Origin of the sequence: Photobacterium sp. SP02, assembly GCF_038519165.1 — a bacterium.
In the GTDB taxonomy this organism is placed as follows: domain Bacteria; phylum Pseudomonadota; class Gammaproteobacteria; order Enterobacterales; family Vibrionaceae; genus Photobacterium; species Photobacterium halotolerans.
In genome coordinates, this window is the sequence record NZ_JASJOJ010000033.1 from 1 (window position 1) to 15,145 (window position 15,145).

The window sequence follows — 15,145 nt, forward strand, 5'->3', positions numbered from 1 at the left end:
CAACATGCTTTTTATATGGTGATTTTACAACTTGTTAACTCATGCTCTCACCCTGATACCGATACCGATACCGATACCGATGTATCCAGAGTTTGCAAAATCTGCAGACGTTACCTCACAAAGCGCACTTAAGTGCATATTGTGACGATCCTTCCACACCTTTTCTCTGGTCTTTGCCAGCCTGGGGCAACACTGAAATACTCTTGCGGAATTTTAAGATACGAAAAAGGACAACAGAATGCATATTAAGCACACTTCCCCCAGTCAGGTTTTGTTTATCAGAAAGCGTTTGTATATTTCCGATGTTGGCCCTGCCAGCGTTGATTGCAGTCGGCAGATTCAGGATCTGATTGATCGATCAAACTTACATGTTACAGGCCCGTGGCATTTCATTGCCTATCATTTTCCTCAGGATGACCAGACCGAATTTGATATGGATTTCTGCCTGCCTGTCGCTGGCGAGTGTGACGAATTTCTGAAAGGCGACATTGAGGCGAAGTGTTTATCTGATTTCCATTGCGCTACCTGCGTTTTTGAAGGTCCGCTGGATGATTTATTTGTCAAAGGTTACCAGCCACTGTTACAGGAAATGAAAGACGAAGATTGTAGGCTGACCGGTGAAAGCCGCGAGGTTTACCACAACTGGTGCGGGCCGGATTCAGATAAGAATGTTGTCGAAATTCAGTTTGGAGTTCAGACCGATACTACCCTTTCATAGTCCCTGATTGTCAGTCCATATCAAACAGTGATTACAGTGTTTTGAACACTGTCTATTGTTAACAAGTGGTATTCATTTTGTGAAAATTTCAGACGTTGACTTTAGTTAACGTTTACTTTTTTGTTATTTTAGGGTTTTTAGAAAAATTAAATTAATTGTTTGTATATTGAATCAGAGTCAAAGAATTTAACTTTTGATTAAGGGGCGTGATTTTGACTATGGGATAAGTAAAAATGACAGTGTCTAAATACATTTCAAAAGTTGTAATAAAAGGTGGTGAGTAATAGGATTGCTGCTGTCAGAATCAATGCTTTATCGTTATAGGTTTAACGACGTTGACTTAGAGCAGAGCGAGAGAATGGTAAAAACTTTTCATAGTGCATCTAAAACAAATCAAGATAAGAAATCAAACATAAAAGATTTCTCTTCTGTTGCTCGGATAAAACAAGAGAATTCACCGAAAGTGTCAGATTTACCGGAAAAAGTTAACCGGTCGCCTGGCTTACTTTTCTCAAGCCAGGTTAAGTCGGTGAATGGTGAAATAGATATTCCGAGTGACTGGAAGAAATCAGTAGATGCTATTTTAGGAGAATGCTCAGAGATATCATCGAATGATTATCTTAAAATACGCACTTTCTCAGATGAAATTAATATTGAAAGTGCAACGGCTCAGATTGAATTTTGTAACCACTTATCGAAACGTTTTCAAGATGTACAGGGTGAGTTATCTGATTACGCTAAGCTGGGTAAAGTTGATAAACTGACTGACTTGGGTTCGTTGGTAATCGATATTGTTAAGAGTATCGATGTTTCTATCTTTAACCCAAAGAAAATGTCCAGCCGAATATCGACCTTTATGCGGACTAAAAAAGGAAAAATTGAATTTATTAAGCATGAATTTGATTTTGCCTGTGATCAGGTAGATGCAAAAATCGACTCTGTATTCCAGGATTTGACATCAATGAAATCCACATTGTCTGAGTTTGAGCATCGTATGTCAGAGGTTCATTCAATTTATAAAGAATTAGAGCTGAGAATTCTGGCGGCTAAAATAAAAGTGGCTGCCTTTAACGCAGAGTTGCATTCGGATAAAAACAGTGAAATAGCCTCTAATCCTTTCGAGATCGACATTGTTGCGACAAAGAAAGAAGCCGTAAGTCGATGGGATAGAAAATTGTCTAACCTGCAAGTGTTACGTCAATCATTGTTAATGACATTACCACAATTAAAACTTTATTCGTCAAATTTGGTGAATGGTTTTAGCCGACTGGAAGATATTCGTACTAATGTCATCCAGGTGTGGAAACAACAGTTTTTAACTGCCATTGCACTTCATGAAAAAAGTGAAATCTCATTGTATTACGAACTGAACGAAATCCAGGAAAAGCTATTTTCCAGTATCATAGAGCTGAATAAAAATGACGTTTAAACCTGTTTTTGTAAACACAGCAACCCCTGCGCCAGGTGGGCAATCCACCGAAGTCTCACAACCCCCGGTTGCGCTTGAGCAGGCGGTCGTTCAGGCTGCGGTTGATCAGGCGATGGGGCAGTATCAGTCCGAGCTTGAGCAATGCCAGATTGATACGCAAGTGCTCAGAACCACCCTTGTCAGCCAATTGTCCCAAATGGATGTTTACAGTCCGAATGGCGTAGCAACGCTGGGCGATGCGTCTGCCCAGAAGATCGGCAGCTACTCGGATGACATGCTGAAACATGTGAAGTGTAAAGATCTGGAGCACATGGCTGGTAATCTGACGGAGGTGATTGGCCTGGCGAAGGGCGTCAATATTGAAGCCCTGGTGGGGGAAAGCAACTTCTTCTCCAAACTGATTTCCAAGGTCAAGAACACCAAAGAAAAAATTCTGGCTCAGTTTAACTCGGTCAATACGCAGCTTGAGCGCCTGGTCAAAGAAATTGATAAGCAGCAATCCAGTCTGCGTGAACGTGCGCATCAGTTGGACAACGTCTTCATTCATAATATGAATGAGTACAAAGAGCTGTCTTCCTGCATTGTGTTCGGCGAAGCCAAGTTGAATCTGATTCAGCAGAAAATTGATGGCATGGCTGAAGAAGCAGCAAGTTCCTCATTCCTTGCCCAGCAGGTGAGTGACATGAAAGACATTGCGGCACGGGTTGAAAAGCGTGTGTATGACCTGAAATCACTGCAAATGCTGGCGCTGCAAACCGCACCGATGATCCGCATGGTGCAAACCAACAATCTGACCTTGGTTGAGAAATTCGACAACATCAAAACGCTGACCATTCCTGCATGGAAGAAGCAGTTTACGCTGGCAATTTCGATGTTGGAGCAGAAGAAAGCCGTTCAACTCAGCAACAAGATTGACGATACCACCAATGATCTGATCCGTAAAAATGCCGACATGCTGCGTCAGAACACGCTGGATGTTGCACGAAGCAATCAGCGCTCTGTTGTGGATATCGAAACCCTTGAACATGTTCAGACCACACTGATCAGCACCCTGCAGGATGTGGTTACCATTGAGCAGGAAGGCGCAAGACAACGTCAGGCCGCCAGCCAGAAAATGGAATCCATGAAAACAGAATTACTGTCTGTTCTGTCAAATTAAATCATCATTAGAGAAACGTTATGGCTATTAATTTAGAAAAAGGCAACTCCATCAACCTGCAAAAAACAGAGCCGGGCCTGGTTAATCTTCGTCTGGGTCTGGGTTGGGATCCGGTGACCAATACCTCACCGTTTGATATCGACGCATCTGCTTTTGTTTGTCGCCACAATGCGCAGGGCGAGCCAAAACTCCTCTCTGATGGTCACTTTATTTTTTATAACAATCTGAAGTGTCCGCAGGGAGCGGTTGTTCACACAGGTGATAACCGTACCGGTAACGGTGAAGGTGATGACGAAAGCATCAAAATCAACCTGACCAATATGTCTCCGGACGCCGATGAGATTTCGCTGATTGTGACAATTCACGATGCCCCAGCCCGTAATCATAATTTCGGTCTGGTGAAAAACAGTTACATCAAGCTGTACAACGAAGACTCGGGTCAGCTGATTGCACAGTTCAATCTGGGCAATGATTTCCACAGTGAAACTTCGGTGCAATTCGGTTCTCTGTTTAAAGAAAACGGTCAGTGGAATTTCAAAGCAGTGGGTGCTGGCTATCAGCTGGGTCTGGTTGATTTTGTCAACGGTTACCAATAATTCTCGGACCTGGAAGAAGTAGTTATGGCGATTAATCTAGAAAAAAACAGCACCATATCTCTGACTAAGAGTGCGTCAGTTGAATTGAAAAAACTGACCCTTGGTTTGGGTTGGAATCCGGTGAAACCCACAGGTTTTTTTGGTGCCATTTTCGGTGCGAGCGATATTGATCTTGATGCCTCTTGTGTGTTGTTAAACGAGACGGGTGAGGTATTGGATACGGTTTTTTTCCAGAAACTGAAGTCAAAATGTAAAAGCGTTCAGCATCAGGGTGATAACCGTACCGGTGAAGGCGATGGCGATGATGAGCAGATTAAAATCAATCTGGAAAAGCTGCCGAAAAATGTGAGCTATATGGCCCTGACAGTAAATAGCTTTCGCGGTCAGCCATTCAGTAAAGTCGAACAGGCGTATTGCCGAGTGATGGACCAAACGCAGGCTGAACTATGTCGGTTCACCCTGTCAGAGCAAGGTAATCACACTGGCATCTATATCGCATTGTTATCTCGTCAGAATAATGAATGGCATTTTTCAGCGAAAGGCCAGCCTGTTCATGGCACTAATGTGAATGACATGCTTCCAACGATTTGTTCATCACTGTAATGACAGCTGATTTTTTCTTTTAAAGCCATGATGATAGTTCATGGCTTTTTTGTATGGTGAGTAAACAAAAGAGACAAAGGCATACATTATAGCGGTGAGTTATTGGCCGCTAATTTATCCCCCCTCAAACACCTAATCCCAGCTCACCACCTTAGCTTCTGGTGGCGCGACAGATATCAAGGGCGCGGTTAATCTGAGCTTTTTTGTTTAAGTGGCAGGGAAGTACTGTCTCGATCTGGACTAGACTTAGAAAATTAAAGAAAAGGGACTCATAGAGCGGCTTGGTGCTTAGGGGCGCATATGAAAAATATTGAAAGTTCATTCAATAAAGGCGTCATCGTGTCTGTTCGAGGCAGTGTCGTCGATGTCCTTTTTCAATCCCTGTTACCCCAGATACATTCTCTGTTGCGCACGGGGGCGGATGACGAAATTGCGATTGAAGTGGTAGCCCAGTTGGATGCGCAGCGTGTGCGAGGTATCGCCCTGACCACCACGCAGGGATTAGCCCGTGGCATGCCGGTTGTTGATAGTGGCGGCCCTTTGATGGCGCCGGTCGGCAAAGCGATTTTATCGCGGATGTTTGATGTCTTTGGCAACACCATTGACCGGTTAGCAGAACCTGTGGTGCAGTGGCGCAGCGTTCATCGTGCCCCTCCTGCATTGGAGCATCGTTCAACACAATCCAGTATTTTTGAAACCGGGATCAAAATTATCGATGTCTTGGTCCCTTTGGAACGAGGCGGAAAAGCGGGCTTGTTCGGTGGAGCCGGTGTCGGTAAGACTGTGCTTTTGACTGAAATGATCCACAACATGGTTGGGCAGCATGAAGGTGTGAGCATCTTTTGTGGGATTGGTGAGCGCAGTCGTGAAGGCGAAGAGCTGTATCGCGAAATGAAGGCAGCGGGTGTGCTGGAAAGTATGGTGATGATATTCGGGCAGATGAACGAGCCGCCGGGTGCCCGCTTCAGAGTCGGTCATGCGGCATTGACCATGGCTGAATATTTCCGTGACGACGAACATCGTGATGTTCTTCTATTAATCGATAACATTTACCGCTTTATCCAGGCTGGTATGGAAGTCTCTGGTTTGATTGGCCAGATGCCAGCCAGGCTTGGCTATCAGCCGACGATGGGCACCGAACTGGCACAGCTGGAAGAGCGCATAGCAAATACTGACAGAGGTGCCATTACCTCTATTCAGGCCGTTTATGTTCCCGCGGATGATTTCACCGACCCCGCAGCGGTGCATACCTTCTCGCACCTCTCTGCTTCTATTGTACTGTCGCGAAAAATGGCCAGCGAAGGCTTGTATCCAGCGATTGATGTACTCCAGTCGAATTCGAAAATGGCGACGCCTAATATCATCGGAAAACGGCACTATGAATTGGCGCAGGAGATTCGTCGAACCTTAGCCCAATATGCCGAGCTCAAGGACATCATTGCAATGCTCGGTTTAGAGCAATTGTCGAATGATGACCGCAAAATCGTCGGTCGGGCCCGCCGGTTGGAACGCTTTCTTACCCAGCCATTTTTTACCACGGAACAATTTACCGGCCTTAAAGGCAAGCTGGTTAGTCTTGAAGACACTCTCGACGGTTGTGAGCGCATTTTAAACGATGAATTCCAGGATGTACCGGAGAGCGCGCTGTATATGATTGGCGCTATTGGTGAATCTACTGACAATGCGAAGAAGCGGAAGGATGTAAACGATGCCGGCGACGAGCATGCAGCTTAAGATTTTACTGCCTTATCATGTGTTTGCAGAGAAGAATAACGTTCTTCGCATTGTCGCAGAGTCAGACAGTGGCGCTTTTGGGCTGTTGCCAAACAGGCTTGATTGCGCAGCCGCGCTTGTGCCGGGCATTTTGATTTATGAAACCGCATCTGACGGAGAGGTTTATATAGCAGTAGACGAAGGTGTGTTGGTTAAAGTGGGCACAGATGTGTTGGTTTCAGTGAGAAATGCCATCGGCGGGCTGGCGTTAGAAGAGCTGCATGATGCAATTGAACAGGAATTCCTTGCACTGGACGAGCAGGAAAAAAGTGTGCGCTCGGTGTTAGCGAAAATCGAAGACGATTTTATCCGTCGTTTTTTCACACTGCATCATGAATGAGAAAAAAGGTAAGTCGCCAATCACAAAGACGGCTTTCAGCCAGAAAATTGGGACGAAGGCGGCGAGGAAGCGGCAGTCTCAGCGGCATGTATCGCGAACCATCTGGAATGGCCTCGGCATGATGGGATTGGTTGGCTGGTCTGTAGCGATACCGACCCTGCTCGGGACAGCACTGGGCATCTGGCTTGATAACCGATACCCCAGCGAACATTCCTGGACGCTGGCTTTGCTGGTGGCCGGTTTGGTTATTGGTTGTGCCAATGCCTGGCACTGGCTGGCCAAAGAAGGTCGCGAAATTCATGAACAGGAAACTGACGATGATGAATAATCTATGGCTTGTCGCCCCTTTGATCATGGGTATTGTGCTGGGTATCATTTTTTTCGGTGGATTGTGGTTGACCGTTCAGAAGACGATAGCCTCTGACTATGTGGCTTTGTGGTTTTTCAGTAGTCTGCTGGTACGTACCGGGATTGTTTTAACTGGCTTTTATTGGATTTGTGGTGACAACTGGCAGCACTGGCTGGCGGCTTTAGTGGGTTTTAGCCTGGCGCGCTGGGCCATCATTCGGCTTACCCGCTCAGCTGAAGCGATTCAGGAGGGCAATAATGCACCTTAGTCCGGACAGCATCATTTTCTGGCAATGGGGTCTGTTTAAAATCAATGCGACTATCATTTTTACCTGGGGGCTGATGGCGGTGTTGACGCTGGGGTCCTATTTGGTGACACGACGTTTGTCCAGGGGATTGAAACGCAGTCGCTGGCAGAACTTATTGGAAATCATAGTGATTGGGATCGTCAATCAGATTAGCGATGTTGGTCTGGCCCGGCCGCGTCTGTATCTGGGCTTTATTGGTACCCTATTCCTGTTTATCGGTTCGGCCAGTCTTTTCACCATTGTTCCTGGCTTCGAGCCACCGACCGGTTCGCTTTCTACCACCACAGCACTTTCTATCTGTGTTTTTATCGCAGTACCCATGTACGGTATTTCGGATTGTGGCTTGAGGGCTTATCTGGGCGCTTATCTGAAGCCGACAGTGATTATGCTGCCCTTCAATATCATCAGTGAATTTTCACGCACCTTGGCTCTGGCCGCGCGACTTTTCGGAAATATGATGAGTGGCACTATGATTCTTGCCATCCTATTGTCTCTCACTCCCTTTCTTTTTCCGATCGCTCTGAGTGCGCTTGGGCTGCTAACCGGCATTGTTCAGGCATATATTTTCAGCATTTTGGTGACTGTTTATATTGCGGCGGCGACACGTTCGCGTCAGTAAGTCCGAAACTCAACCACAAGCTAAAACATGAATAGGACTACCTTATGGATACGGTAACAGTTATTGCGGTCGTCTCGATTATTACAGCTGGTCTGACAATGGCTGTCGGTAGCATTGGGCCATCTTTAGGTGAAGGGCGGGCTGTAGCCGCTGCTCTCAGTGCTTTGGCGCAGCAACCCGATGCCTCAGCAACGATCACCCGCAGCTTGTTTGTTGGTCTTGCTATGATCGAATCAATTGCTATTTATTGCTTTGTGCTATCGATGATTCTGCTTTTTGCTAATCCATTCTGGAACTATGTTATCGGTCAGATGGCAGGTAAATAGCGCATGCTCATCGACTGGTTTACTGTCAGCGCTCAGATTATTAATTTCCTGATACTCGTTTGGCTGCTCAAACGGTTTTTGTATCGTCCGATACTCAATGCCATCGACGAACGAGAGCAGCGCATAGCCAGTGAACTGGCTGACGCAGATGCAACAAAGATCCAAGCCGAAAAAGTGAGCCAGGCGTTTCAGCAAAAGCAGGCGATTTTTGATAAGGAAAGAGCAACATTGCTCAGCCAGGCGACAGTGGCGGCGAATCAGGAACGTTTGCGTCTGCTGGATAAAGCGCGTGAAGAAGCCCTGTTACTCAGTGCTAAACGTCAGGAAAATCTGGAGTCTGAAGCCAGAGAACTGCGGCAAGAAATAGGTCGCCGCATGCAACAACAGGTTTTTGCTATTGCACGTAAGGCGTTGGCTGACTTGGCTGATGTGACGCTTGAGGAACGTATAACTTCCGCTTTTGTGGCCCGCCTGCAAGCGTTAAGCACTGACGAACAATGCAAATTGGCGAGCGCCCTGCGTACAGATGCTGAGCCTATTGTGGTGCGTTCAGCCTTTGAACTACCGTCAGAAAACCAAATATTGATTGAAACCCAGGTCAGGAAAATATTCGGCACGACGTCAGCTATTCGTTTCGCAACGGCGCCGGAAATGGTCAGTGGTATTGAGTTGAGTACTGACGGACAGAAAGTGGCATGGAGTATCGAGGAATATCTCAAGGCACTGGAACACAGTGTCGATGAACTGATTAAAGCCTCAGTACCTGAACAGGGGGTACAGACTAAGGGCAATGCTGATGAGAGCTGAGCCACTCAAGCGCGTTTTGGATGCCTCACTTGCCACAATTGACGCAGCCTGCGCAACCTTTTCGCCTCAGTTAACGCCCAGAGAAATCGGGCGGGTTGCCAGTATTGCCGCAGGCATCGCTAAGGTTTCCGGTCTGCCAGGAGTGGGCTTTGAGGAGGTGCTTAAATTTCCCGGTGACATTGAGGGCATCGCCTTTAATGTGGATGAAGATGAAATTGGTGTGGTTCTGCTTGGTGACTACTGGCAGCTTCAGGCGGGTGATCCGGTTGAGCGCTGTGGTCACGTGGTCGATGTGCCTGTGGGTGAGAGGTTGCTTGGCCGGATCATTGATCCGACCGGCAGACCCCTTGATCGTCAGGGTGATCTGCTGACCGGAGTCCGTTTGCCGGTTGAACAGCCCGCACCGCATATCATGGATCGGGCTGCTGTGACTGTTCCTTTGCAAACCGGGATTAAAGTGATTGATGCCCTGATCCCCATTGGCCGCGGACAGCGTGAGTTAATTTTAGGTGATCGGCAAACCGGCAAGACCGCGATTGCGCTGGATACCATCCTGAACCAACACGACAAAAACGTCCTCTGCGTATATTGCGCGATTGGTCAGCGCGCTTCTGGGGTAGCGAAAGTCATTGCGACGCTGCGTGAAAAAGGGGCATTGGCCTACACTGTCGTGGTGGTGACAGAAGGGAATGACCCGCCGGGACTCGCTTATATTGCACCATACGCTGCAACCAGTATCGCTGAGTATTTTATGGCTCAGGGCCGGGATGTGTTAGTGGTTTATGACGATCTTACGCACCATGCTAGAGCCTATCGGGAGCTTTCTCTGTTACTGCGCCGACCGCCGGGACGAGAAGCCTTTCCCGGCGATATCTTTTATATACATTCTCGCCTGTTAGAGCGGGCAACACACCTAAACCCCAGCCTGGGGGGAGGTTCGCTGACCGCCTTGCCGATCATCGAAACGGAAGCACAAGATATTTCAGCGTATATACCGACCAACCTGATTTCGATCACTGATGGTCAGATTTATTTGTCGCCCGCACTTTTCGAGTTAGGTGTTTTGCCTGCCGTCGATGTCGGTAAATCGGTTTCCCGTGTTGGCGGTAAGGCACAGCGCGCAGCTTATCGGGCTGTCGCCGGTGATCTGAAGCTGGCATATTCGCAGTTCGAAGAACTTGAAAACTTTTCCCGCTTTGGTGCCCGGCTTGATGAAACGACGCGTTTGAAACTGGTACACGGCTTACGTATCCGGGCTTGTCTGAAACAGCAGGAGTTATCGCCGCTTGCTGTTCCAATACAGATGAGCGTGTTATTGGCATTGACCGCAGGATTACTGGATCGCGTGCCGTTGGCACAGATGGCAGAAGCAGAACTTGCCATCTGTGCTGCTGCAGTAAAGATACCGGATGAACTGGTTGCGCAATTAGACTCAGACGATGCGCTCAGCGCTGCAGATCGGGCATTGATTACCGATATTGCAAAGCAGGCATTATTGGATTTCCTGCCAGAGCAAGAGGAAAAGAGATGAGTAATACTGCTGTTAGCCTACGCCGTAAAATTGCGACAGCGTCTGACCTGATCGCGATCGTACGTACGATGAAAGCGATAGCGGCATCAAGTATTCATGAGTATGAGAATGCCGTAAGCGCTTTGGAGGACTACAACAGGGCCGTACAGCTTGCTCTGCTCGTCGGTCTCCGCCAGAAGTCGGTTGCCGCCAGCCCGCAGACTCATGAGAAAGCAAATATGGTCGCAGCAGTGATATTTGGCTCAGATCAGGGTTTAGTCGGACAGTTTAACGAGCGCTTAGTCGATTTTGCGGTTCAGACGCTTAGTGAACATCCATGCCGGAAAAGGATATGGACTGTGGGTGAGCGTATTCAGACCCGTCTTGACAGCTGTCATCTGGACGTTGATACCCGCTTTGAGCTTCCCAACTCAATGAGCGCAATCACGGCTATGGTCAGTCAAATCCGGTCAGAAATAGAAAACCGGCGTATAGGTGGCGATATTGGCCCGGTGTATCTATTCCATAATCATCCGGTTTCCGGGGCGACCTTCGAACCGAATTGTCTGCGCTTATTGCCTCTTGACGAGGTCTGGTATCGCGAGATTGCTCAGCGAGACTGGCCGACTCAAAACCTGCCGGAAGTGATTCAGGGGCGCAAGCCGGCCATTATTGCTTTCGTGCAAGAATATATTTTTGTGTCTTTATTTCGTGCCTGTGCAGAGTCTTTAGCCAGTGAAAATGCCTGTCGGCTGATAGCCATGCAGCGTGCAGAAAAGAACATTGAGAATCAATTAGAAACATTGGGCACGGATTTTCACCGGTTACGCCAGCGTGTCATTGATGAAGAATTATTTGATGTTATTGCGGGTTTTGAATCGTACGGGACTGCGACACACAGACCATAATGGATCTGTGTGGATGTAATCAGTAATTCGTGCGTCAGTGACAACAGCGGGAGTGAGTTATGAAAACATTACAGCATTTTACTTCGATCTTAACCATTGTGGCATTACTGTTTGTGATTGGCTGTGGCTCAACGGCGAGCAGACAAGGCACCGGGGAATACTTTGATGACTCGGTTATCACAACAAAGGTAAAAGCCGCCATATTTAATGATCCCCAACTTCAGTCACTTGAAATCAGTGTGGAGACCTTCAGAGGTGTGGTGCAGCTCAGTGGTTTTGTGGCATCAGAAGCCAGTATTCAAAAAGCGGGCAGCTTGGCGAAAGGCGTCCCAGGCGTGAAATCTGTCGATAATAATCTGAGTGTGAAGTATTAGCGCATCTTCGCTATATCACGATCACTGTGATTATTGCTGACTCAGCAAAAGCCACTGCTTACTTTTTGTCTCATTGCAATGGCCTACAAGGACAGACATTTTAATATGAGCATTTTACAGCCGATTTAATCTGCTGAATTACTGGAACTACCAAGCTAGCGGCAGTCTCTTGGCTGTCAACTTCAAAACACCTAAACCCAACTCACCACCTTAATCTCGGGCGGTACGGCAGAAATCAAGGTCGTGGACAGCACCGACTACCGTCAGGACCAGTCGGCAGTCATCTTCGACAGTATCGGCATGCAGAAGGGTGACACGTATCACTGGCAGTCTGAATCACATGAGCCTTGCGCAATAAACGGTTGTGGATGTATCGCATCTTTTCCATAGCCTCCATCATGCCCTGGAGCTGATTGCGATGGCTACATACAGAATCAAAGCCGAATTGTCGGCTTTGATTCTTTTTCGGGAGAACTCCTAAATACGACCGTTAGCTCTGGCTGTCAGCTTTCCTCGATGGCATCAGACGTTGTGCTTTTCATCTTTATCAGCAAAGTCAGGACTGACAATGAACATATTGCAGCCAGCAATAACATTGCGCTCGAATAGGACGCCATGAAACCTGAAACGACAATATGAGCAATAATGTCTGGTTTCGTACTTAGCTGCTGAGTCAACATATCCATGAGCTGGCCTATATCCCCGGAATGCTCTGCTGACGAAATCGACACCCCCAGTCCGGAGGAAATATTGTCCATAAACTTGCTATTGAACAACGCGACGCCTATCGCCAGCCCAACAGAAGCCCCCGTATTTTGTATTGTTCCCAAGTTTCCGATGGCGGCACCTGTATATGTTTGCGGTACGGACGTGACGGCTGCTGTCATTGACGGGCTTAAAACACATCCCCAGCCAATTCCCATGCAGAGAAAGGAAAGAAGGATGAAGGGTGTTGTTTCATCAGCGACAAATTGAGATTGCAGCCCTGCCGATAAAGCCAGCAATCCTAGCCCCAGCACGATAATAGGCTTGCACCCAAATTTGTCTACTGCCTTACCAACAAAAGGCGAAATAATCGCGACTCCTGCGGTCGTAGGAAGTAACATGAAGCCGATATCCAATGCAGACAGATGTCTGATGTTATCCAGATAAAGTGGCATCAGAAAGAATGCCAGGCTATAGAATGCCCCAAGTGTAAAGGAAGCGATTGCTGACGATGAAAATTGCGCATTCCTCATGATCTTGAAATTGACAATTGGATCCTCTGCCCTTTTTTCAACAAAGAAAAACATGATGGTTAAGAAAGTAACGAAACCAACCAGAGAAATTGCATGAGTAGACAGCCAGCCCCATACTGAACCTTGAGTGAACAGTATTGACAAACAAGCAAGAATTAAGGTCACAAGAATAGATCCCGGGATATCCAGGCGACCTTTACTTTCCTTGTGTTTGGTTTTAGGAATGGAAAGCAAGCAAGCCAATACAGAAATAGTGATAATGGGGATGTTGATATAAAAGATCCATCTCCAACCTATATAATTGACAAGCAGGCCGCCAAGAAAAGGGCCAAGTGCTAAACCAAGACCATTGATTCCAAATAAAATTCCCAGTGCATGGCCTTGTTTTTCTACCGGAAATATATGCGAAATAATCGCTCCGGAATTTGTAAACAGAATTGCACAGGAAAGTCCTTGTATTAACCTGGCTATAATTAATACTTCGATATTTTGGGATAGTGCAGCTGCTACGGAGGATAGTCCAAATACGATCACCCCTGTGTAGAAAACCTTTTCATGGCTATAAATGTCTCCCAATCTTCCCATCGTTACCATCATGGACGATAATGCGATAACGAAGATGTTCATGATCCACTGTAACGAGGATAATGAAGAGGAAAACTCTGATTGAATGTCTGGAAGTGCTGTATTCACTATCGTAAAATCAACACAGCCAAGGAAGCTCGCTAATCCTACACCAAATAAGGCAAGGTTTGGTTTTTTATTTAACATTTTAATTTTAACCATTTTTACACCAACTTTAAATACTGTATCTTGTTGTTAAAAACAAGGTCATTAAAATAATTGTCAAGCGTTTGTATCGATTATAAAAAGAAGCATATAAGTGACTGAAAATTAGTTATCATAAATAACTGACTCACATATTTTATGTGAATGGTTTTTTCATGATTACATGAGGGGACGATTGAAGCCTATTAAATGTTAGACGCTATGAAAGATAGGTGAATCATTTTATTCCGATTGATTTTATTGAACTATAACAATGACTCAGGTGCCTTTTTATGTAGGCCAAGTTCTATTCCCTTAATCATGATTTCATTGCTGGATTGGCAACCTAACTTCTCTTTAATGAATGAAATATGTGTATCAAACGTTTTACTTGATATTTCTAGAGAATCAGATATAAATTTCCTTTTGTGCCCGTTAAGAAAAAGAAATAAAACTTCTTTCTCCTTAGAAGTGAGCTCCTTTAGTTTAACGCCGCAACTCACATTCTGTACAATGCCGGATGATTTTTTTAGAATAGATGAACCGTCAAAAAAGTTGAAAATCATGGCGTTCGCTACGATGCCTGCGATTTTACCTGATTTATCTAAGATGGGATTTTTTCTAACATATAAGTTGAATCTTTCACCTGTTGCGTCGATGATTGGCTCAAACAAGTCATAACTTTTCCCTTCAATAATATCTTTATCATGTGTTCTATATACTCTGGAAAATACTTTCCATGGCATATCATCATCACTTTTACCGATAACTTCATCGAAATCAGATTTTCCAGAAAGCTCAAGGTAAGCTCTGTTACAAGCAACAAGCTTGTAATTTTTATCTTTAACGAAAAGAATACCGACAGGAAAGTCAATAATCGGGTTCTCGAGAAAATACTCAATGCTTTCCATAGCTTATACTTTTCTTCAGCATTTTCTTCACTGAAGTAATCTCTTGGTTATTGAAACAGACAGCGATACTACAGCAGCCTTGATATCAATAGAATAGGGAGATTCCCTATACACCAATGATTTCATGTGCAAATAGTGACATAGATCTAAAGGTAGGCTGTTTGGTCTATCATCAAACGACGTCTAAACCACAAATGAGAACAATAAATACACCAAGAGTCCAATTAATGATCTGTGTGTTTGATGGAGAAAAATCGATAGCATAAGATCGTGGGTATTCATTGACCTACTCCAACAAGAATGGATATCTCATTCAGAAAAATCTCTCGCAGAGGTAGTAATGAGAACAAATAATTCAGCGTAGATATTTTGGCCGCCCATTTTCCCATCATCCCACATCCCTCAAAACT

At 45.8% G+C, this 15,145-nt stretch carries 17 protein-coding genes; 15 read left to right on the forward strand and 2 right to left on the reverse strand.

All coding sequences use genetic code 11. The annotated features are described in order from the left end of the window. The first annotated feature begins 238 nt into the window (after positions 1-238). The 15 genes from P0Y67_RS14290 to P0Y67_RS14360 all read left to right on the forward strand — a co-directional run bounded on the left by P0Y67_RS14290 (position 239) and on the right by P0Y67_RS14360 (position 11,818). Positions 239-718 (forward strand): GyrI-like domain-containing protein, encoded by a 480-nt coding sequence (locus P0Y67_RS14290; protein WP_342392405.1) that lies wholly within the window; start codon positions 239-241, stop codon positions 716-718. A gap of 358 nt (positions 719-1,076) precedes the next feature. Then, positions 1,077-2,147: a toxic anion resistance protein gene (locus P0Y67_RS14295; protein ID WP_342392406.1), complete on the forward strand. Its 1,071-nt coding sequence runs from the start codon at positions 1,077-1,079 to the stop codon at positions 2,145-2,147. Continuing rightward, complete coding sequence (locus P0Y67_RS14300) at positions 2,137-3,306, forward strand: toxic anion resistance protein (protein ID WP_342392407.1); 1,170 nt, start codon at positions 2,137-2,139, stop codon at positions 3,304-3,306. The genes P0Y67_RS14295 and P0Y67_RS14300 overlap by 11 nt, the downstream gene beginning before the upstream one ends. A gap of 20 nt (positions 3,307-3,326) precedes the next feature. Continuing rightward, a complete protein-coding gene (locus tag P0Y67_RS14305; protein ID WP_120512559.1) occupies positions 3,327-3,902 on the forward strand; it encodes a TerD family protein in 576 nt (191 codons plus the stop codon). A gap of 24 nt (positions 3,903-3,926) precedes the next feature. Next, a complete protein-coding gene (locus P0Y67_RS14310) occupies positions 3,927-4,505 on the forward strand; it encodes a TerD family protein (RefSeq protein ID WP_161446569.1) in 579 nt (192 codons plus the stop codon). Positions 4,506-4,805: 300 nt separating this feature from the next. Continuing rightward, a complete protein-coding gene (gene atpD, locus P0Y67_RS14315; protein ID WP_342392408.1) occupies positions 4,806-6,239 on the forward strand; it encodes a F0F1 ATP synthase subunit beta in 1,434 nt (477 codons plus the stop codon). Then, the gene (locus P0Y67_RS14320) at positions 6,229-6,618 is read left to right on the forward strand and encodes a F0F1 ATP synthase subunit epsilon (protein ID WP_342392409.1); all 390 of its coding nucleotides are present in this window, start codon (positions 6,229-6,231) and stop codon (positions 6,616-6,618) included. Before atpD ends, P0Y67_RS14320 begins: the two co-directional genes overlap by 11 nt. Continuing rightward, positions 6,611-6,946, forward strand: a complete 336-nt coding sequence (locus P0Y67_RS14325) for an AtpZ/AtpI family protein (RefSeq protein WP_342392410.1) — start codon at positions 6,611-6,613, stop codon at positions 6,944-6,946. The genes P0Y67_RS14320 and P0Y67_RS14325 overlap by 8 nt, the downstream gene beginning before the upstream one ends. Further along, entirely contained in the window at positions 6,936-7,235 is a 300-nt protein-coding gene (locus P0Y67_RS14330) for an ATP synthase subunit I (RefSeq protein WP_161459031.1), read from the forward strand. The genes P0Y67_RS14325 and P0Y67_RS14330 overlap by 11 nt, the downstream gene beginning before the upstream one ends. Further along, the gene (locus P0Y67_RS14335; protein ID WP_342392411.1) at positions 7,225-7,893 is read left to right on the forward strand and encodes a F0F1 ATP synthase subunit A; all 669 of its coding nucleotides are present in this window, start codon (positions 7,225-7,227) and stop codon (positions 7,891-7,893) included. Before P0Y67_RS14330 ends, P0Y67_RS14335 begins: the two co-directional genes overlap by 11 nt. A gap of 44 nt (positions 7,894-7,937) precedes the next feature. After that, on the forward strand, positions 7,938-8,219 hold the full coding sequence (locus P0Y67_RS14340) for a F0F1 ATP synthase subunit C (RefSeq protein ID WP_342392412.1): 282 nt from the start codon (positions 7,938-7,940) through the stop codon (positions 8,217-8,219). 3 nt (positions 8,220-8,222) lie between these two features. Next, positions 8,223-9,026, forward strand: a complete 804-nt coding sequence (locus tag P0Y67_RS14345; RefSeq protein WP_342392413.1) for a F0F1 ATP synthase subunit B family protein — start codon at positions 8,223-8,225, stop codon at positions 9,024-9,026. Then, positions 9,016-10,557, forward strand: coding sequence for an alternate F1F0 ATPase, F1 subunit alpha (locus tag P0Y67_RS14350; RefSeq protein ID WP_342392414.1), 1,542 nt, complete (start codon positions 9,016-9,018; stop codon positions 10,555-10,557). Before P0Y67_RS14345 ends, P0Y67_RS14350 begins: the two co-directional genes overlap by 11 nt. After that, positions 10,554-11,444, forward strand: a complete 891-nt coding sequence (locus P0Y67_RS14355) for a F0F1 ATP synthase subunit gamma (RefSeq protein ID WP_342392415.1) — start codon at positions 10,554-10,556, stop codon at positions 11,442-11,444. Before P0Y67_RS14350 ends, P0Y67_RS14355 begins: the two co-directional genes overlap by 4 nt. A gap of 59 nt (positions 11,445-11,503) precedes the next feature. Next, positions 11,504-11,818: a BON domain-containing protein gene (locus P0Y67_RS14360; RefSeq protein ID WP_337111617.1), complete on the forward strand. Its 315-nt coding sequence runs from the start codon at positions 11,504-11,506 to the stop codon at positions 11,816-11,818. Between the two features lie 503 nt (positions 11,819-12,321). Here P0Y67_RS14360 and P0Y67_RS14365 read toward each other — a convergent pair. Next, on the reverse strand, positions 12,322-13,842 hold the full coding sequence (locus P0Y67_RS14365) for an MFS transporter (RefSeq protein ID WP_342392416.1): 1,521 nt from the start codon (positions 13,840-13,842) through the stop codon (positions 12,322-12,324). Between the two features lie 248 nt (positions 13,843-14,090). Continuing rightward, positions 14,091-14,735: a LuxR C-terminal-related transcriptional regulator gene (locus P0Y67_RS14370; RefSeq protein ID WP_337111615.1), complete on the reverse strand. Its 645-nt coding sequence runs from the start codon at positions 14,733-14,735 to the stop codon at positions 14,091-14,093. Between the last annotated feature and the right edge of the window lie 410 nt (positions 14,736-15,145).